The organism is Streptomyces sp. NPDC102278 (assembly GCF_044766345.1).
Lineage (GTDB): Bacteria > Actinomycetota > Actinomycetes > Streptomycetales > Streptomycetaceae > Streptomyces.
The window spans coordinates 858,502-876,944 of record NZ_JBIWLV010000002.1 but is presented as its reverse complement, the minus strand read 5'-3'; the positions used below and the strand labels follow the sequence as shown (position 1 = coordinate 876,944).

The window sequence follows — 18,443 nt, the reverse complement described above, 5'->3', positions numbered from 1 at the left end:
GAGATGACTCTGGAGGACGTACCGGTGCACATCCAGGAATGGCTGGAGACGATTCCGGCGGTCAGCGTCTATCTCCTGGTGGGGCTGGTCATCGGACTGGAGAGCCTGGGCATCCCGCTGCCCGGGGAGATCATCCTCGTCAGCTCGGCCCTGTTGGCCTCGCAGCACGGCGACATCGACCCCGTGGTGCTGGGGCTCTGCGCGATCGCGGGGGCCATCGTCGGCGACTCGATCGGGTACGCCATCGGCCGGCGCGGCGGAAAGCCACTGCTGGAGAAGCTGGGCCGGCGCTTCCCGAAGCACTTCGGGCCGGAGCACGTGGCCCTGGCGGAACGCTCCTTCGACAAGTGGGGCATGTGGGCCGTCTTCTTCGGCCGGTTCGTGGCGCTGCTGCGCATCTTCGCCGGGCCGCTGGCGGGCGTGCTGCACATGCCGTACTGGCGCTTCCTCGTCGCGAACGTCCTGGGCGGGATCCTCTGGGCCGGCGGCACCACCGCCGTCATCTACTCCGTCGGGATCGTCGCCGAGCCGTGGTTGAAGCGGTTCTCCTGGCTGGCCCTGGCGGCGGCCCTGCTGATCGGGCTGACGGTGACGCTGGTGCTGCGGGGCCGGATGAAGAAGGCGGCGGCGCAGATGCGGGAGACGGAGTCGGACCTTCCCGGCGGGCGGACGCCCGCGGCCCGGTCGGCCGAGTCGGCCGAAGCGCCGGCGGCTTCGGCTTCCTCTGCCGCCTCTGCCACCTCCGCTTCCTCGGCCCCTTCGGCTCCGACCTCGGCGAGGGCCTCGGACTGACGCGCGCCGGCCCGCGTCCGCCCATGGGCAGCGGACGCGGACGCGGGCCCGGGCGTCACGCGTCGGGGGTCACCGAGGCGCGGTGCTGCTTGGCGAGTTCCGTGTACATCAGCGCGTTGACCTTGATCCCCTCGCGCTCCTCGTCGGTGAGCGCGCGCCGCACCTTCGCCGGCACGCCCGCGACCAGGGACCCCGGCGGGACCACCATGCCCTGTGGGACCAGTGCCTGCGCGGCCACCAGCGAACCGGCGCCGATCACCGCGCCGTTCAAGACGGTGGCTCCCATGCCGATGAGGCAGTCGTCCTCGACGGTGCAGCCGTGCACCACCGCGTTGTGGCCGATGGAGACGCGAGCGCCGATGGAGACCGGGAAGCCGGGGTCCACGTGGATCGTGCAGTTGTCCTGCACGTTGCTGTCGGCGCCGAGCGCGATCGGGCCGCAGTCCGCGCGCAACACCGCCGAGTACCAGACGCTCGCGCCGGCGGCGAGGCTCACGTCGCCGATCACCGCCGAGGTGGGCGCCGTGAAGGCGGTGGGGTCGATGACCGGCTGCCGTCCGCCCACACCCGCGACGAGTGCCTGGGCCGCCTGCTGCGTCATGTTCTCTTCCCTCTGTTCCATGGTCTGCGTCTGCCGCGCTGACAGCACGGTAGGCCACCCCCTCCGGGCGGCCGGGGATGGGGTGAAGATCACGGCGCGCTACCGGCGGTCGGCAGGCTACGGTGACCGGGTGCCGAAGAACCAGAACACGTTCTCATCCCTGCGGCGTCGGGTGGTCAACCGCGCCGTCCACGCGGGCTGGCGCTGGATGCAGCGGGCCGGCGCCGTCACCGCGGAGACCCCCGGCCGGCTGCGCTTCGGCGCCATCGGCCCCGCCACCCGTCTCGCCTTCCCGCAGGGCACGATCTTCGGTGAACCCTGGATCAGGCTCGGGGACCACTGCATCATCGCCGAACAGGTCACCCTGACCGCCGGGATGATGCCCGACCTCGACCTGGGCCCGGACCCGATGCTCGTCCTCGGCAACGGCGTGGTCCTCGGCCGGGGCAGCCACGTCATCGCCGACACCCGGATCACCATCGGGGACGACACCTTCTGCGGGCCCGGGGTCTACATCACCTCCACCAACCACAGCTACGACGACCCGCACGAACCCGTGGGCAAGCAGTGGCCCCGCAGCGCCCCGGTGGAGATCGGCCCGGGCTGCTGGCTCGGCACGGGCGCGGTGATCCTCCCCGGCGCGCGGCTGGGCCGCAACGTGGTGGTGGCCGCGGGGGCCGTCGTACGGGGCGAGGTGCCCGACCACGCGGTGGTGGCGGGGGCGCCCGCGCGGATCGTGCGGCGCTGGGAGGCCGAGACGGGCTGGCAGCCGCCGCTGCGCACGCCGACGCCGGTGCCGATCGCCGACGGGGTCACGCCCGGGCAGTTGCGGGCACTGGCCGAGCTGGCGGAGGCGGAGCAGCGCACGTCCGAGACCGCCGGCGACCCGGTGTAGCCCGCGCTACCCGGCGGCCAGCAGGACGGTGCCCGCCAGAGCCAGTCCGGCGCCCGCCGCCTGTACGGTCCGCAGCCGCTCCTTGAGCATGACGAAGGCGGCCAACGCGGTGATCACCGGGTAGAGGGAGGAGAGCACGGCGGCCACGGTGACCGGGCCGCTCTGCGCGGCCACGGAGTACGTGCCGTTCGCCGCGACGTCGGCCAGGCCGACGAAGGCCAGCGCCGGCAGCAGTCCCCACAGGATCGCGCGCCCGCCGTCCGCCGGAAGGGCGGGGGCGCCGCGCCGGGTCCGGACCCACAGGGCAGCTCCGCCGGCCGCCACGTTCGTCACCCGCTGCACGAAGAGGGCCAGGAACAGGCCGGTCAGGGTGGTGGAGGCGTGCGAGATCAGGGCCATCACCGCGCCGAACCCGAAGGCCGCCACCAGGGTGAGCACGACGGCCCGGCGCTGTACGGGCGCCCCCCGCAGCTCGGGACCGCCGGCGAGGACGATGCCCCCGACGGCCACGGCTATCCCGGCGAACTGGCCGAGCCCCGGCCGCTCGCCCAGCGCCAACCCGGCCCCGACCGGCACGATCACGCCGAGCGAGCCCAGCGGGGACACCACGCCCATCGGCCCGAGCGCCAACGCCTCGTAGAAGGCGAGCATCGCCAGGGGGCCGACCAGTCCGGCGCCGACCGCGAACCACAGCTGGGATCCGGCCTCGTGCCAGGCGCCGGTGGCGAGGACCACGGCGCCCAGGACGACGACGGCGATGAGTTGCGAGACCACGACCACCGTGAGCGCCGGCAGGCGGCGGGTCAGCAGCCCGCCGCCGAAATCGGCGAGGCCCCACAGCACGGCTGTGGCCAAGGCGAACAGGGTGGTCATGGCAGGCCCTCGCAGTACAGTGCATTGGACGATGAAGTACAGCGCACACTAGTCCACTCCAATGGACTGTGTCAGCCACAATATTGGACCACGAGTGTGGGGGCGATACGTTGTCGGATCTAGAGGAGCTCACCCGAGCACTCGCGCGGAACCTCAGGCGATGGCGCGGTGAGCGGGGCTTCACCCTGGAGGCGCTGGCGGCCCGGGCCGGGGTCAGTCGCGGGATGATCATCCAGATCGAGCAGGCCCGGACGAACCCCAGCGTCGGCACCACGGTCAAACTGGCCGACGCCCTCGGCGTCAGCATCACGACCCTGCTCGACCGCGACCGAAGCCCACAGGTGCAGGTGGTGCTTCCGGGACAGGGCGTACGGATGTGGTCCACCGAAGGCGGCAGCGGCGCCACCATGCTGCTCGGCGACGACCGACGCGGCCCCCTGGAGGTGTGGACCTACCTGCTGGAACCCGGCGAGGGCACCGAATCCGACCCCCACCCCTCGGGCACCCTGGAGATGCTCCACGTCACGGCGGGCACCCTCACCCTCCTCGTCGACGGGGAGGCGTACGCGGTGCCCGCGGGCGGAGCCGTCTCCTTCGAGGGGAACGTCCCGCACACCTACCGCAACGACGGGACCGAACCCATGGAGATGACCATGGCCGTCTCGATCCCGCCGGTGACCGGGCCGTGAGGGCGTGCCTTCGAGTCACGGACGGCGTGAAGCGAATCGGTGCGGCCCGTCGGGGCGGTCAGAGTGCCGGGATCTCGATCGCCGGGCAGCGGTCCATGACCATGTCCACGCCGGCCTCCCGGGTGCGGGCGAAGGCCTCCTCGTCCACCACGCCCAGCTGGAACCAGACGGCCCGCGCCCCGACGGCCACGGCCTCGTCCGCCACCGCGCCGGCGAGGGCGCTGTTGACGAAGACGTCCACCACGTCCACCTCGAACGGGATCTCGCCGAGCGAGGCGTAGCCCTGCTCGCCGTGCACCGTCTCCGCCTTGGGGTGCACGGGGATCACGCGCTTGCCGAACCGCTGGAGCACACGGGCCACCCCGTATGCGGCCCGGTCCTCGTTGTTGGACAGGCCCACCACGGCCCAGGTGTCACCGAGTTCGGTGAGGATCTTGCGGATGGTCGCCGGGTCGCCGTACACGTGTGCCGCCTCCTGCTGCTCCGGTGCTGCGCGCGGCCCGGCCCGCTGCCGACCCGCACGTCGATCAACCGTCGGGACGCGTGTGCGATTCCCGGACCTGCGGAGGGCCGAAAGGACCTTTGGCCACGGATTAGGGTGGAACGGTGACGGCAGACCAGTACGTGACGGTGGCCCGCGAGGGCGTGCACGAGACCGAGATCAACCGCTCGCGGTTCCTGTGCTCGCTCGCGCCCGCCGCGACCGAGCAGGAGGCGCGGGAGTTCATCGCGCGCATCCGCAAGGAGCACCCCACCGCCTCGCACAACTGCCACGCCTACGTGATCGGCGCCGACGCCTCCGTCCAGAAGGCGAGCGACGACGGAGAGCCCGGCGGCACCGCGGGCGTCCCCATGCTCCAGATGCTCACCCGACGCGACGTCCGTTACGCGGTCGCCGTCGTCACCCGCTACTACGGCGGCGTGAAACTCGGCGCGGGCGGACTCATCCGCGCCTACGGCGGAGTCGTCGGCGAGGCGCTCGACGCCCTCGGTACCGTGACCCGCCGGCGCTACCGACTGGCCACCGTCACCGTCGACCACCAACGCGCCGGCAAGACCCAGAACGACCTGCGCTCCACCGGCCGCACCGTGGTCGACCTGCGCTACGGAGCCGCGGTGGACATCGAGGTCGCCGTCCCCGAGGCCGAGCTGCCCGCTTTCGAGGCCTGGCTCGCCGACAGCACCGCGGGCAGCGCCAGCCTCACCCTGGGCGGGGAGACGTACGCGCCCTGAACCCGTCCTTCGACGGCCCGGTGACGGGTTAGCGTAGAGGGGCACAGGGCCAGAGGCGACCAGGGGGAGACGGCATGCGCGGCGGGGCCGGCGAGTGAAGTTCCTGCACACCTCCGACTGGCACCTCGGGCGCTCCTTCCACCGCGTGAACATGCTCGGCGCCCAGGCCGCCTTCATCGACCACCTCGTCGCGACCGTCGAGGAGCACGAGGTGGACGCCGTCCTCGTGGCCGGCGACGTGTACGACCGGGCGGTGCCGCCCCTGTCCGCCGTCGAACTGTACGACCGGGCCCTGCACCGGCTGGCCGAACTCGGCGTACCGACCGTGATGATCTCCGGGAACCACGACTCCGCCCGTCGCCTGGGCGTCGGCGCCGGACTGATCGACCGGGCCGGGATCTTCCTGCGGACCGACCCGGCGGGCTGCGCCGACCCCGTGGTGCTGTCGGACGCGCACGGCGACGTGGCCCTGTACGGGCTGCCCTACCTCGAACCGGCCCTGGTGAAGGACACCCTGGGCGCGGATCGGGCCAGTCACGAGGCCGTGCTGGGCGCGGCGATGCGCCGGATCCGGGCCGACCTGGCCGCTCGGCCGCCCGGCACCCGCTCGATCGTCCTCTCCCACGCCTTCGTCACCGGGGGGACGGCCAGCGACAGCGAGCGCGACATCACCGTCGGAGGGGTCGAGGCCGTGCCCGCCGACGTCTTCGCCGGGGTGGACTACGCCGCGCTCGGACACCTCCACGGCTGCCAGACGATCAACGAACGGGTCCGCTACTCGGGTTCCCCGCTGGCCTACTCCTTCTCCGAGGCCGACCACCGCAAGACGACGTGGCTGATCGACCTCGGCGAGGACGGGGACCTGGTGAGCGCGGAACGGATCGACACCCCCGTCCCGCGCCCCCTCGCCCGGATCCGCGGGCGACTGGACGACCTGCTCGCGGACTCCGCCCTCATCCGGCACGAGGACTCCTGGATCGAGGCCACCCTCACCGACCCCGTCCGGCCCGAGGACCCCATGGCCCGCCTCGCCGCCCGCTTCCCGCACACCCTCAGCCTCGCCTTCGATCCCGAGGGCCGCGAGGGTGACGGCGGGATCTCCTACGCCCAACGGCTCAAGGGCCGCAGCGACCAGGAGATCGCCGAGGACTTCGTCGCCCACGTGCGCGGCGGAGGCTCCGCCGACGAGGCCGAACGGGCCGTGCTCCAGGGCGCCTTCGACGACGTACGGGCCCAGGCCCGGCACGAGGAGAGCGCCCGATGAGGCTGCACCGGCTCAAGGTCACCGCCTTCGGCCCCTTCGCCGAACCCCAGGAGATCGACTTCGACGTCCTCTCCGGCGCCGGGGTCTTCCTCCTGCACGGCCCCACCGGAGCGGGCAAGACCTCCGTGCTCGACGCGGTCTGCTACGCCCTCTACGCCTCCGTGCCCGGTGTCCGCCAGAACCCCGGAACCAGCCTGCGCAGCGACCACGCGGCACCCCAGACCCCCACCGAGGTCACCCTCGAACTCACCGCCGGCGGGCGCCGCCTGGAGATTACCCGGCGGCCCGAACAGGACCGGCCGAAGAAGCGCGGCACCGGCACGACCAAGGACAAGGCGCAGAGTTGGCTGCGCGAGTACGACGGCGAGAACTGGACCGCGCTGAGCCGCTCCCACCAGGAGATCGGCGAGGAGGTCGAACAACTCCTCGGCATGAGCCGCGACCAGTTCTGCCAGGTGGTGCTGCTGCCGCAAGGGGAGTTCGCCCAGTTCCTGCGGGCGGGCGCCGAGGCCCGCGGCCGGCTGCTCGGGCGGCTCTTCGACACCCGCCGCTTCGCCGCCGTCGAGACGCTCCTCGCGGAACGCCGCCGGGCCGCCGAGGCCAAGGTGCGCGCCGGTGACGAAAGGGTCCTCCACACCGCCCAACGCCTCGCCCAGGCCGCCGGGGACGGCGCCGACCTGCGCGCCTGGCCGCTGCCCCGCCACCAGCCCGGCGACCCCGGCCTCGCCGAGGCGATCCGGGCCTGGGCGGCGGTCGCACGCTGCGCCGCCCGGGAACGGCTCGCCGTGACGGAGTACGCACTGGCCGCCGTCGAGAGCCGGTACGCCGCCGCCCGGCGGGCCGCCGAGGACGCCCGGGAACTCGACCGGCTCCAGCGCCGGCACGCGGAGACCACCCGCCGGGCCGCCCTGCTCGCCGAGGCCGCGCCCGAACGGGAGCGGGTCCGGGCCCTGCTCGACCGGGCCCGTCGGGGCGCCCTGGTCGCCCCCGCCCTGGAACTGCGCGGAGCCGCGGCCGGCGCCCACCTCACCGCCGCCCGCGCCGAATCCCTCGCCCGCGCCGAACTCCCCCCGGCCCTCGCCGAGGCGGGTACGGAACAACTCGCCGCCGTGGAGCGGCGGCTCCGCGAGGAACTCGGCGCGGTCGGCGCCGCCCAACGCGCCGAGCAGCGCAGCGCCGAGATCGGCCGCGAACGCGCCACCCTCGACCGGGAGTCCCGGGACGCCGACGAGCAGCACCAGGAATCCGCCGAGTGGCTCGCCCGCTGGGAAGCCACCCGCACCGCGCTGGTCGCCCGCGCCGACGCCGCCCAGCAGGCCGCCACGCTCGCCGAACAACTCGCGGGCAAGCTGGAACCGGCCCGGATGCACCTGAGCGCCGCCCGGCGACGGGACGCCCTGGCCGCCGACGCCGAAGCCGCCTCGGGTGACCTGCTCGCCGTGCGCGAGGAGTCCACCGCCGCCCGGGAACGCTGGCTGGAGCTGAAGGAGTCCCGGCTGCGCGGGATCGCCGCCGAACTCGCCGCGGCGCTGGTGGCGGGGGAGCCCTGCACGGTGTGCGGATCGGCGGAGCACCCCGAGCCGGCGCGCCCCGCGCCCGGGCACGTGGACCGGGCCGCCGAGGACGCCGCCCACGCCCGCTTCGAGCAGGCCGAGGAACGCCGGGCCGCCGTCGAGCGGCGACTGGCCGCCGTCCGGGAAGCCGAGTCCGAGGCCGCCGCCGCGGCCGGGGACGCCACCACCGCCGAACTGCTCGCGCGGAGCGCCGACCTGAGCTCCCGGCACGCCGCCGCCCACGCCGACGCCGCCGCACTGCACGCCGCGCGCGAACGCCTCGCCCGCGCCGAGCAGGAGCACGCCGCGCGCAGCGCCGACCGGCTCGACGCCGAGCGCCGGGCCGCCGCGCGGGCCTCCCGCCGCGAGGCCCTCGAACGGGAACAGGCCTCCCTGGAAGCCGAACTGGTCCTCGTACGCGGCGACGCGCCCAGCGTCGCGGCCCGCGCCCGGATCCTGGAGGACCGGGTCCGGATGGTCTCCGGCGCCGCCGCGTCCCTGCGCCGCGCCGAGGTCACCGCCGCCCGCCTCAAGGAGGCCGACGACCAGCTCGCCGACGCCGCCTTCAAGGCAGGCTTCGACACCACCGACGCGGCGGCCGACGCCGTACTCCCGGAGTACGAACGCACCGCGCTCCAGCACCGGCTGGACTCCTGGCAGGCCGAGGAGGCCATGCTCGCCGACCGCCGCGGCGAGAGCGAGACCGCCGAGGCGGCGACCCTGCCCCCCGCCGACCCGCACACCGCCGAGGCGCACGCGGACGCGGCGGCCGCGAAGCTGCGCGCGGCCGGCTCCGCCGTCGACGCCGCCCGGGTGCGCTGCGCCGAACTGGACCGGCTTTCCCGGCAGGCCGAGCAGGAACTGCGTGCCCTGGGCCCGCTGCGCGAGGCCTACGACCGGGTGGCCCGGCTCGCCGGGCTCACCGCGGGCACCTCCGCCGACAACGAGCGCAAGATGCGGTTGGAGTCGTACGTCCTGGCCGCCCGACTGGAGCAGGTCGCCGCGGCCGCGACGGTCCGGCTGCTGCGCATGTCCGGCGGTCGCTACACGCTCGTCCACTCCGACGCGAAGGCGAGCGGCCGGGGGCGGTCCGGCCTGGGGCTGCACGTGGTGGACGCCTGGACCGGCGTCGAGCGGGACACCGCCACCCTGTCCGGCGGCGAAACCTTCTTCGCCTCGCTCGCGCTCGCCCTCGGGCTGGCCGACGTGGTCACCGACGAGGCCGGTGGCATGCGCCTCGACACCCTGTTCATCGACGAGGGGTTCGGCAGCCTCGACGACCAGGCCCTGGACGAGGTGCTCGACGTGCTCGACTCGCTGCGCGAGCGGGACCGCAGCGTCGGCATCGTGAGCCACGTCGCCGATCTGCGGTCCCGGGTCCAGGCCCAGCTGGAGATCGTCAAGCAGCGCGGCGGCTCGGTCGTGCGCCACCGCACGGCGGGGGTCGGGCTCTGATCCGGGGCGGCGGCGCCGTCACCGGGGCCGGCGGGCGCGGTCCTCAGGGACTCAACGGCCGACGCGACAGCGGGGAGGAGTACACGATGCTCGTGGTGACGGACCCGAGCCCCGATATCCGGCCGGTGATCTCCTCCAGGTGTCGCATGGAACGCGCGGCCACCTTGAGCACGAAACAGTCGTCGCCCGTGACGTGGTGGGCCTCCAGGATGTCCGGCGTCGCCTCCAACAGATCGTTGAACGGCTTGTAGTTGCCGTGCGGATAACGCAGCCGGACCAGGGCCAGCACGGGTTTGCCCAACTTCTCCGGGTCCACCACCGCCGTGTACCCGGTGATCACGCCCGCCTCCTCCAGCCGGCGCACCCGCTCGGTGACGGCGCTCGCGGACATGGACACGGCCCGCGCGAGCTCGGCGAAACCGGCCCGTCCGTTCTCTTGCAGGGCCGCCAGGATGCGCCAGTCGGTGGCGTCGGGGGAATAGTCGGTCATCCCGCAGGTCTAGCAGCACAATCCCCGGCCGTACAAGGGGAAGGCCGGGGAAACCGCCTTCCGACGCGGATCGAGCGGCCATAGATTCCTGACCATGACGACGACACGGACCACCGAGGCCACCCCCGCCACCCCCCACCCCGTGCTCCGGGTCCCCCCGGCGAGCCCGGCCGCGGCGGCCGCCTACTTCGCCGCGAGCCTCGCCTTCCACGCGGACGTCTCCGACGTCGCCGGCGCGATCAGGGCCCACCGCGAGGAGGGCGCCGAACTCGGCTTCCAACTGATCGACTCCCGCTCCACCCCGTCCTGGGACCAGGCCCACGTGCCCGGCGCGATCCACCTGCCCACCGCGCTCATCCCCGAGCAGGCCGAGAAGCTCCTGGACAAGGACGTCCCGGTGGTCACCTACTGCTGGGGCCCCGGCTGCAACGGGGCCACCCGCTCCGCCCTGGCGCTCGCCGAACTCGGCTTCCAGGTCAAGGAGATGCTCGGCGGCATCGAGTACTGGATCCGCGAGGGCTTCGAGGTCGAGACCTGGGAGGGCAACCGGCGGCGCCCCGGGGCCGACCCGCTGACCGCTCCCACGGACTCCGCCGACTGCGGCTGCTGACACCGCCCCGCACGCGCACGCACGACGGCGGGCCGCTCACCCTCGCGCGGGTGAGCGGCCCGCCGTCATCCGTGGGCCCCGGCCGGGATCAGAGCTTCGAGAGCTCGTCCACCAGGTCGTCCAGCCCCAGCGAACCCTGCGACAGCGCCGCCATGTGCCACGCCTTCAGGTCGAAGGACTCGCCGTGCGCGGCGCGGGCGTTGTCCCGGCCGAGCAGCCACGCGCGCTCGCCCAGCTTGTAGCCGATCGCCTGACCCGGCATCGACAGGTAGCGGGTCAGCTCGCTCTCCACGAAGTCCCCCGGCCGACCGCTGTGCAGGCCGAAGAACTCCTGCGCCAGCTCCACCGTCCACCGTTCGCCCGGGTGGAACGGCGAGTCCGCAGGGATCTCCAACTCCAGGTGCATGCCGATGTCCACGATGACCCGCGCGGCGCGCATCATCTGGCAGTCCAGGTAACCCAGCCGCTGCTCGGCGTCCTTCAGGTAGCCGAGCTCGTCCATCAGCCGCTCGGCGTACAGGGCCCAGCCCTCGGCGTTGGCGCTCACCAGGCCGACGCTCGCCTGGTAGCGGGAGAGCTGGTCCGCGACGTGCGTCCACTGCGCCAACTGGAGGTGGTGACCCGGAACGCCCTCGTGGTACCAGGTGGAGACCAGGTCGTACACCGGGAAGCGGGTCTGGCCCATCGTCGGCAACCAGGTGCGCCCCGGCCGGGAGAAGTCCTCCGACGGGTTGGTGTAGTACGGAGCCGCCGCGCCACCCGGCGGGGCGATCATCGACTCCACCTTCTTGACCCGCTCGGCGAGTTCGAAGTGGGTGCCGTCGAGGTTCTCGATGGCCTCGTCCATGAGGCCCTGCAGCCACGCACGGACCTCGTCGACGCCCTCGATGTGCGTGCCGTGCTCGTCCAGGTGCCGCAGCGCGTCCCACGGGTTCGAGCCGGGCAGGATCTTGTCCGCCTCGGCCTTCATCTCGGCGAGCAGCCGGTGGTACTCGGCCCACCCGTAGGCGTAGGCCTCGTCCAGGTCCAGATCCGTGCCGTTGAAGTACCGCGACCAGCGCGCGTAGCGCTCGCGGCCCACGGTGTCCGGGGCGTCCGCGACGGCGGGGGCGTACACCTCGCTCATCCAGTCGCGCAGCGCGACGACGGCGGCCGTGGCGGCGGCGGCCGCCTCGTCCAGCTCGGCGCGCAGGGACTCCGGGCCGTCCGCCGCGAACTTCCCGAAGAAGTCGCGCTCGCCGTCGCCGCCCTCACCGGCCCAGGTGGTGAGCTGGCCGATGAAGGTGGCGGTGGGGCGCGGACCGCCGTACAGGCCCCGGTCCAGGCCCAGTCGCAGGCTCTCGCGGTAGCCGGCGAAGGCGGCCGGGACCGCCCGCAGCCGCTCGGTGATCGCCGCCCAGTCCTGCTCCGTGTCGGCGGGGGTCAGGGTGAAGATCTCGCGGACGGAATGCGCGGGGGAGTGGAGGTTGCTGACCGCGCGGAGGTCCTCGTCGGCCTCGTACACCCCGAGTTCGGCGGTGAGGCGCTCGCGCAGCAGGCGGGCGCAGCGGCGCTCGGCGTCGGTGTCGGCGCCGGGCAGCCGCTCGGCGGCGTCCAACCGATCGAGGGTGGTGCGAGCCAGCTCGGCGACGGCCGCGCGACCGGCGGGGGAGAAGTCCGGGAGCCGGCGGGAACTCTCGGCGACGCCGAGGTAGGTCCCGGTGATCGGGTCGATGGCGATGAGGTCGTCGACGTACGCGTCGGCGACCTGGCGGGGAAGCAGGTGGGCGCGGTCACTGTGGAGGGTCTCTGACATACGGCCATCCTCGTATGTGAGACGTCCTCCCGTCATCGGAGTTCGCTCTCGGCCTGCGGGCCTCCCGGCCCGCGGGCTCCCGGGAGGCCCGTACACGACCGAGGGCCGCCCGCACACGGCGAACGGCCCTCGCGATCCCCTGTCGTCAGCCCCGCGGCCGCCGGGCCTCGTACGCGTGCTGCTCGCGCGGAACCTCGTGGGTCGGCCGGGAGTCGACGCGGGAGGCGTCCAGCCGGGCCGTGATCACCAGGGTGCCCTCCTCGATCTGGTAGTCGAGGGGCAGCCCGAGGCCGCGCATGGCCGCGACCATGCCGGTGTTGGAGGCCTGGGTGACGGCGTACACGCTGTCGCAGCCCGCCTCGACGGCCATCGACAGCAGGCGGCGCAACAGTTCGGAGCCGATGCCGCGGCGCTGCCAGTCGTCCTCGATGAGCAGCGCCACCTCGGTCTCGTCGCCGTCCCACAGCAGGTGGCCGAGGGCGACGAGCTTGCCGGAGGCGGTGGTCGCGGCCAGCGTGCGACCGAACCGGGGGCTCAGCAGGTGGCCGAGGTAGCGATCGGCGTCGCCGACCGGCCCGTGGTAGCGCAGGCTCAGCGTGCGCTCGGAGCAACGGTCGTGCATGGCGCGGGCGGCGGCCACGTCGGAGCCGTCGGCCCGCCGCACGGTGATCTCGTTGCCCTCGGGCAGGGTCAGTACGTCCTGGCTGCGCGGGACGCGCGGCCCGAGCCGGGCGTCGAGTTCCACCAGGGCCCGGGCGCGGGCGAACTCGGTCGGGGTGAAGGGCAGGTAGGGGCGCTCCACGGTGATCGCGCCGCCCGACGGGTCGCGCAGCCGCATCACCGTGGCCTCCAGGACCCCCTCGACGGGGGCGTTCGCGCCGGCGTTGGGGCGGCCGGAGAGCGTGGTGGCGGGGATCGAGTGGATCGTGCAGCGGCCGAGCAGTTGGCGCAGGGCGAGCGGCAGTTCGGCGGCGTCCAGCGCGGTGCGGGTGGCGAGGCCGAGCACCCGGGTGGGGGTGTCGACCAGGTCGTGGGCGTCGGCGCGCTCGATCCAGGTGCTGTGCCCGCCGGCCCCGGCGATGGCGCGGGTCAGGTCCGCGGAGGGCAGCCGCTGCGGGGCGCGCAACAGGAACTCGTCGACCGTGCCGCCCTCGGGCAGGGGGTGGGTCTGCAGCGTCAGGATGTCCACGCCGCTCCGGGCGAGCGCGGTGCAGATCGCGGCCAGGCTGCCGGGCTCGTCACGCACCGTCGTGCGCATCCGCCACAGGGCGGGCGTCGTCTTCGCGTCGGTGGGTGAGTCGGCCGGGTCCTGCGGGGCGGGCGCGGCGTGCGGGAGCGATGCCGCGACCGGATCGGAGGGCGCGGTGCTTCCCGGCGGGGGCGCATGACTGTGGCGGCGCGCCCACCAGGTGTGGAAGGCGGCCGTGACCAGGAGCGCGATGGCCGAGGCGACCAGCAGGATCGGGCCCCTGGGGCCGTGCACCACGAGATTGGCGATGCCGTCGGCGACCGCTACGGCGCAGAAGAGGGCGGCGAGTTCGACGAGGTCACGGCGCCAGTGGTGGCGGTGGGGACGCTGGGCGGAGGCAACATTACGGTCAGTCATGCACACCACTGTGGCGCAGGGGTGTTGCGTGATCACGAACGATCTGTGACCGACTGGTTAAGTGTCGATCCGGTCGGTCTGCCGTGTTTCGGGGTGTTTCGATCGGTGTTTCCGGCGGGGTCACGACTGCCCCAGGCGGCCCGGCCGGAGGGTCTTGGTGAAGAGCACCCGACCTCCCTGCTGCCGCAGACGCACGGTGAGCTCCCCACCGTCCCCGTCGATGTCGACCTCGCCGTAGTACGGAGGGTTCTCGGCCGGGGACATGTTGGCCACCGAAGCCGATTGGACGTACTCGGTCCGCGCCCCGAAGGTCGCGTCGAGGCGGCCCGCCGGGAAGGCGCCCGCGCCGACCGGGCCGGAGACGAACTCCCAGAAGGGCGCGAAGTCCGTGAAGGCCGCCCGCTCGGGCGCGTAGTGGTTGGCGGCCGTGTAGTGGACGTCGGCCGTGAGCCAGACGGTGCCGGTGATGCGCTGGTGCTTGATGTGACGCAGGAGCTCGGCGATCTGGAGCTCTCGGCCGAGCGGGGCGCCCGGATCGCCCTGGGCGACGGCCTCGAAATCGGTGGCCCCGTCGGGGACGACGATGCCCAACGGCATGTCCGCGGCGATCACCTTCCAGGTGGCGCGCGAACGCGAGAGCTCGCGCTTGAGCCACCCCAACTGTTCCGCACCGAGGATGCCGATCGGGTCGACGGTCTGGGTGTCCGGGGAATTGGGGTTCCGGTAGGTCCGCATGTCGAGGACGAACACGTCCAGCAACGGTCCGTGTCGCATCACCCGGTACATCCGACCCTCGGCGCCGCCACCGCGCAGATCGGTGACCGGGAAGTACTCGCCGAAGGCCTGGCGGGCCCGACCGGCGAGGGTGTCGACGTCCTTGACGGTGTACCGGGGATCCTCGATCCGCTGCCCCGGATACCAGTTGTTGCGCACCTCGTGGTCGTCCCACTGGGCCAGCACCGGGACCTGGGCGTTGAAGTCGCGGAGATTGCGATCCAGCAGGTTGTAGCGGAAGTTCCCGCGGAACTCCGCGAGGGTCTCCGCGACCTTGGACTTCTCCTCGCTGGTGACGTTGCGCCAGACCGTCCCGTCGGGCCGGGGCACGGCGGCCTGGAGGGGGCCGTCGGCGTAGATCGTGTCGCCGCTGAAGAGGAAGAAGTCGGGGTCCCGCAGCCGCATCTCCTCGAAGACGCGATAGCCGCCGACCTCGGGATTGATGCCCCAGCCCTGCCCCGCGAGGTCACCGGACCACAGGAAGCGCACGTCGTGGCGGCGGGAGACGGGCGTGGTGCGGAACGTGCCGCGCACCGGCTCGCCGGTCCGGCGGGGATCGGCGGGGTCCGCGAGCACGATCCGGTAGTGGATCTGCCGGCCGGGCGGCAGATCGCGCAGGGTGACGGTGCCGGTGAAGTCGGTGGCGGGGCCGAGGAACGCGCCGCCGTGGCGGCGCACGCCGTACCGGAACGCCTCGCTCGGGGAGGTCTCCACGTACATCCGCGCGGCCCGGTCGGAGCGCGTCCACACGGTGGCCGAATGGGCGGTGATCTCGCCGGACTGGGTGCCCCACAGGGCGTTCGGCCGGCCGGAGAGGGCGAGCGCGGGAGCCCGGCGCGGGGCGGCGAACGCCGGCGCCGCGAAGGCGCCGGACAGGACGAGCCCGGCCGGAACGGCGAGCGAACCGCCGAGCAGCGAACGTCGGGTGTGCGGCAGGGGGGCCATCGGTGCGTCTCCAGGGGCCGGCGGGGGCGGGCCGAACCAGTGTGTCGCCGCACACCGGCCCGGCCGCGTCGTCCACGCGAACCGCGGATGAACAGCCGCGGGCCGCTCACCCGACCTGCTGCGCCCCGCTTCGCCGCGCCCCGCCCCACGCCGTGGCGCCCGGCACGACGCCCGGCGCGCCGCTCGATGCCGCGCGTGCCGTGTCCAGGATGACCCGGGAGACGAGGGCGGGGTCGTCGTTCATCGGGACGTGCCCACAACCCGGAAGCCGCACCAGCCGGGCGGCCGGGATGAGGCGCTTGGCGCGCACGCCCTGCCGGCGCAGGAGGAGCCGGTCGTTGCCGCCCCAGGCGATGGTGACCGGCAGGCCCGGCACGTCGTCGGTGAAGAGAACGGACCCACCGGCCGCCAGGGTCTTCTCGAAGCCGGTGGCGTCGCGCAGGGCGAGGGTCTCGGCCACCACGGCCTCGGGAGAACGCCGGGCCGGGCGGGCGTAGATGGTCCCGGTCAGCGCGGCCCGCCCGGCTCCGCTGCGCGAGAGCCGCTCCAGCGTGGGCCGCGGCAGCGCCTTCGCGCCGACGCGCATCGAGCGCAGGGCCGCGAAGGCGTACCGGCGCTCGGACTGCGACCAGAAACCGGCGGGGGACAGGGCGGTCACCGACCGGACGAGGTGCGTGCGCGCCATTTCGAGCGCGAGCAGCCCGCCGAGGGAGTTTCCCGCGACGTGGGGACGCTCTACGCCCAGCGCCGCGCAGAGCGCGCCGAGGGCCGGGGCGACGGTGGCCAGGTCGTAGGGGACGCCTGCGGGCAGCGGATCGGAGGCACCGAAGCCCGGCAGGTCGACGGCGATGACATCGTGCGCGGCGGCCAGGATGTCGATCACCGGATGCCAGGCCTGGAGGTGGTGGCCGATGCCGTGGAGCAGCAGGAGCGGTTCGCCGGCGCCCTTGCGCTCGTAGGTGACGGTGGCGGGACGGGGGCCGAGCGGCGAATCGATCGTGAACGAGACCGTGGCGGTCATGCTGCTCCTCGTCGGGTGGACGCGTGTGAGACAGGCTGTCAGTAATGACTACCGCTCAGTAGCTTCCGATGGCAAGTCCCCGCCGGGGATCGGGCGTTGGATTCCCCCGAAGACGCGGGGTCGCGGTGGTGGCCGGCGCGGTCGCGATCCGGGAGCGCGAACATCCCGTGAACGGGTTGCTACATATGCCCGATCTGCCCGACAAAGAGGCGAGGATTGGTCTTGACCAAGGTGATGCGCCGTCCTATCGTCGCAGGGATAGTGCAGGAACCTTTAATAAACAAGGGCGCGGAACTGCGGTGCGGAACTGCCGCTGGAACACGGCGATTGCATCGATTGCAGGAGGAGTCAGGGTGGGGACCACGCAGCTCGAATCGGTGCCGGAGCCGAAGTACTGGCACCTCAAGACCGTCCTCAGCGAAGCGCTCGACCGGGACTTCGCCGTCGGCGAGATCCTGCCGAACGAGCGCGACCTGGCCGCACGCTTCGGAGTCGCCCGCGCCACCCTGCGGCAGGCCCTCGAACAGCTCGAACTCGAAGGCCGCCTCCAGCGCCGGCGCGGCGTCGGCACCACCGTCGCCCCGCCGCGCGTCGGTGTCGCAGTCGGCGACACCGGCCACAGCTGGCCCGGCGAGAGCGGCGACGGCTGGGAGGCCACGGACGCGGTCGAGGCCGTACCGCCGGCCGCCGTCCTCAAACTCCTCGGCCCCGACTTCGCCGCCGACCAGCCCGTACACACCGTGCGCCGGACCAGGGTCACCCAGGGCCAGGCCCTCGCCGCCGAGCTGCTGTACGTACCGGCCCAGTCCGTGCCCGGCCTCTCCGCCATCGACGCCCCGGCCGGGCCCGCCCGCGCCCGCGCCGTGATGCGCGAACTCCAGCGGCTCGTCCTCGACGGCCAGGACCGCTCCGTGGAACTCGGCTCCGCCCGCGCCGACGACGCCAAGGAACTCGACCGGCTCCCCGGTGCCCCGGTGCTGCTCGTGACCACGCGCTACTTCACCGCCGCGGGGACGGCCGCCGTCGCGGTGGCCACCTACCGCGCCGACACCTGCCGCCTGACCTTCGGCGACTCGGGAGTCGAGATCACCGAAACCCGCGCCGCGTCCTGACCCGCAGGGATCCACCCGGGACGGCGGGACCGCCCCGGTAGCGCACGACGACGGCCCGACGCCCGACACTCGACGCACGACGCCCAGCGCGCCGGGCCGTCGGCACATCCGGCCGCCCCCGGCGATACCTTTCGGGCTGGCGCCCTGGCGCCGGCGTTGCCGGCTGCGGTGGCGCTACGGGCTGCGGTGGGGTGACCGGTACCTCGGTATGCCCGGCGACACCTTTGGTCGGACGTCCTGGCGAGAGCCTTGCCGGCTGTGCTGTTCCCGGTTGTGGTGGGCTCCCGGCCGGGGGGTGCTGCGGGCAGCGGCGCTGCTGCCGGCGCTACTCGCGGCGGCGGCGCGGCGGTGGCGTGACCGGTGTTTGCGGATGCCCCGGCGACACCTTTGGGCGGATGTCCTGGCGAGGGCTCTGGCTGGCTGCGCTGTTCCCGGTTGTGGTGGGGCTCCGGGCCGGGGTGGTGCTGCGGGCAGCGGCGCTGTTACTGGCGCTACTCGCGGTGGCGCGGCGGTGGCGTTACCGGTGCTTCAGGATGCCCGGCGAAATCATTCGGGCCGACTCGCCGGCGACAGCCCTGCCGGCTGCGGTGGCACTACCGGCCGCGGGCGTTACGGGGAGCGGCGCCGCTGCCGAGGCGTTGCCGGTGCCTCGGGACAACCGGCGGCACGCCGGGCATGGCCCGGTGGTCACAGTCCGTGCCGTCGCCAACGGGGCCATGCGACCGCCCTGCCACT

16 protein-coding genes are annotated in these 18,443 nt (G+C 73.6%); 8 read left to right on the top strand and 8 right to left on the bottom strand.

Annotation, left to right across the window (positions count from 1 at the left end):
* Positions 1-24 precede the first annotated feature (24 nt).
* The gene (locus ACIRO3_RS08765; protein ID WP_404134158.1) at positions 25-792 is read left to right on the top strand and encodes a DedA family protein; all 768 of its coding nucleotides are present in this window, start codon (positions 25-27) and stop codon (positions 790-792) included.
* Positions 793-847: 55 nt separating this feature from the next.
* Here ACIRO3_RS08765 and ACIRO3_RS08760 read toward each other — a convergent pair whose 3' ends face one another.
* Entirely contained in the window at positions 848-1,393 is a 546-nt protein-coding gene (locus ACIRO3_RS08760) for a gamma carbonic anhydrase family protein (protein WP_361786930.1), read from the bottom strand.
* Positions 1,394-1,523: 130 nt separating this feature from the next.
* Between ACIRO3_RS08760 and ACIRO3_RS08755 the strand changes: the two genes are divergently transcribed.
* Positions 1,524-2,288 (top strand): acyltransferase, encoded by a 765-nt coding sequence (locus tag ACIRO3_RS08755; RefSeq protein WP_361786927.1) that lies wholly within the window; start codon positions 1,524-1,526, stop codon positions 2,286-2,288.
* 6 nt (positions 2,289-2,294) lie between these two features.
* On the opposite strand, the gene ACIRO3_RS08750 is transcribed toward ACIRO3_RS08755, so the two are convergent.
* Positions 2,295-3,161 (bottom strand): EamA family transporter, encoded by an 867-nt coding sequence (locus ACIRO3_RS08750; RefSeq protein ID WP_404133986.1) that lies wholly within the window; start codon positions 3,159-3,161, stop codon positions 2,295-2,297.
* A gap of 110 nt (positions 3,162-3,271) precedes the next feature.
* Between ACIRO3_RS08750 and ACIRO3_RS08745 the strand changes: the two genes are divergently transcribed.
* Positions 3,272-3,850, top strand: coding sequence for a helix-turn-helix domain-containing protein (locus ACIRO3_RS08745; RefSeq protein ID WP_361786922.1), 579 nt, complete (start codon positions 3,272-3,274; stop codon positions 3,848-3,850).
* Positions 3,851-3,908: 58 nt separating this feature from the next.
* Here the strand turns inward: ACIRO3_RS08745 and ACIRO3_RS08740 are convergent, their stop codons facing one another.
* Complete coding sequence (locus ACIRO3_RS08740; protein WP_361786919.1) at positions 3,909-4,313, bottom strand: CoA-binding protein; 405 nt, start codon at positions 4,311-4,313, stop codon at positions 3,909-3,911.
* Between the two features lie 143 nt (positions 4,314-4,456).
* Here ACIRO3_RS08740 and ACIRO3_RS08735 point away from each other — a divergent pair, with 143 nt between their 5' ends.
* The 3 genes from ACIRO3_RS08735 (at position 4,457) to ACIRO3_RS08725 (ending at position 9,355) form a co-directional block, all read left to right on the top strand.
* The gene (locus ACIRO3_RS08735; RefSeq protein WP_404133983.1) at positions 4,457-5,083 is read left to right on the top strand and encodes a YigZ family protein; all 627 of its coding nucleotides are present in this window, start codon (positions 4,457-4,459) and stop codon (positions 5,081-5,083) included.
* A 94-nt stretch (positions 5,084-5,177) separates the two neighbouring features.
* Positions 5,178-6,347 carry an exonuclease SbcCD subunit D gene (locus ACIRO3_RS08730; protein ID WP_404133980.1) on the top strand — a complete coding sequence of 390 codons (1,170 nt, stop codon included), beginning with the start codon at positions 5,178-5,180 and terminating at the stop codon, positions 6,345-6,347.
* A complete protein-coding gene (locus ACIRO3_RS08725) occupies positions 6,344-9,355 on the top strand; it encodes an AAA family ATPase (protein WP_404133978.1) in 3,012 nt (1,003 codons plus the stop codon). Before ACIRO3_RS08730 ends, ACIRO3_RS08725 begins: the two co-directional genes overlap by 4 nt.
* 43 nt (positions 9,356-9,398) lie before the next feature.
* Here ACIRO3_RS08725 and ACIRO3_RS08720 read toward each other — a convergent pair whose 3' ends face one another.
* Positions 9,399-9,845 carry an Lrp/AsnC family transcriptional regulator gene (locus ACIRO3_RS08720; RefSeq protein ID WP_053683242.1) on the bottom strand — a complete coding sequence of 149 codons (447 nt, stop codon included), beginning with the start codon at positions 9,843-9,845 and terminating at the stop codon, positions 9,399-9,401.
* Positions 9,846-9,939: 94 nt separating this feature from the next.
* Between ACIRO3_RS08720 and ACIRO3_RS08715 the strand changes: the two genes are divergently transcribed.
* Entirely contained in the window at positions 9,940-10,455 is a 516-nt protein-coding gene (locus ACIRO3_RS08715) for a rhodanese-like domain-containing protein (RefSeq protein ID WP_404133974.1), read from the top strand.
* An 88-nt stretch (positions 10,456-10,543) separates the two neighbouring features.
* On the opposite strand, the gene ACIRO3_RS08710 is transcribed toward ACIRO3_RS08715, so the two are convergent.
* From ACIRO3_RS08710 to ACIRO3_RS08695, 4 genes are all read right to left on the bottom strand, one after another.
* Positions 10,544-12,250: a DUF885 domain-containing protein gene (locus ACIRO3_RS08710; RefSeq protein WP_404133971.1), complete on the bottom strand. Its 1,707-nt coding sequence runs from the start codon at positions 12,248-12,250 to the stop codon at positions 10,544-10,546.
* 145 nt (positions 12,251-12,395) lie between these two features.
* The gene (locus ACIRO3_RS08705) at positions 12,396-13,856 is read right to left on the bottom strand and encodes a GNAT family N-acetyltransferase (RefSeq protein ID WP_404133968.1); all 1,461 of its coding nucleotides are present in this window, start codon (positions 13,854-13,856) and stop codon (positions 12,396-12,398) included.
* Positions 13,857-13,976: 120 nt separating this feature from the next.
* Entirely contained in the window at positions 13,977-15,575 is a 1,599-nt protein-coding gene (locus ACIRO3_RS08700; RefSeq protein ID WP_404133965.1) for an alkaline phosphatase D family protein, read from the bottom strand.
* A 106-nt stretch (positions 15,576-15,681) separates the two neighbouring features.
* Positions 15,682-16,596, bottom strand: coding sequence for an alpha/beta fold hydrolase (locus tag ACIRO3_RS08695; protein ID WP_404133963.1), 915 nt, complete (start codon positions 16,594-16,596; stop codon positions 15,682-15,684).
* 353 nt (positions 16,597-16,949) lie between these two features.
* On the opposite strand from ACIRO3_RS08695, the gene ACIRO3_RS08690 reads away from it, so the two are divergent.
* Positions 16,950-17,708, top strand: a complete 759-nt coding sequence (locus ACIRO3_RS08690; RefSeq protein WP_361778449.1) for a GntR family transcriptional regulator — start codon at positions 16,950-16,952, stop codon at positions 17,706-17,708.
* The last annotated feature ends 735 nt before the right edge of the window (positions 17,709-18,443 follow it).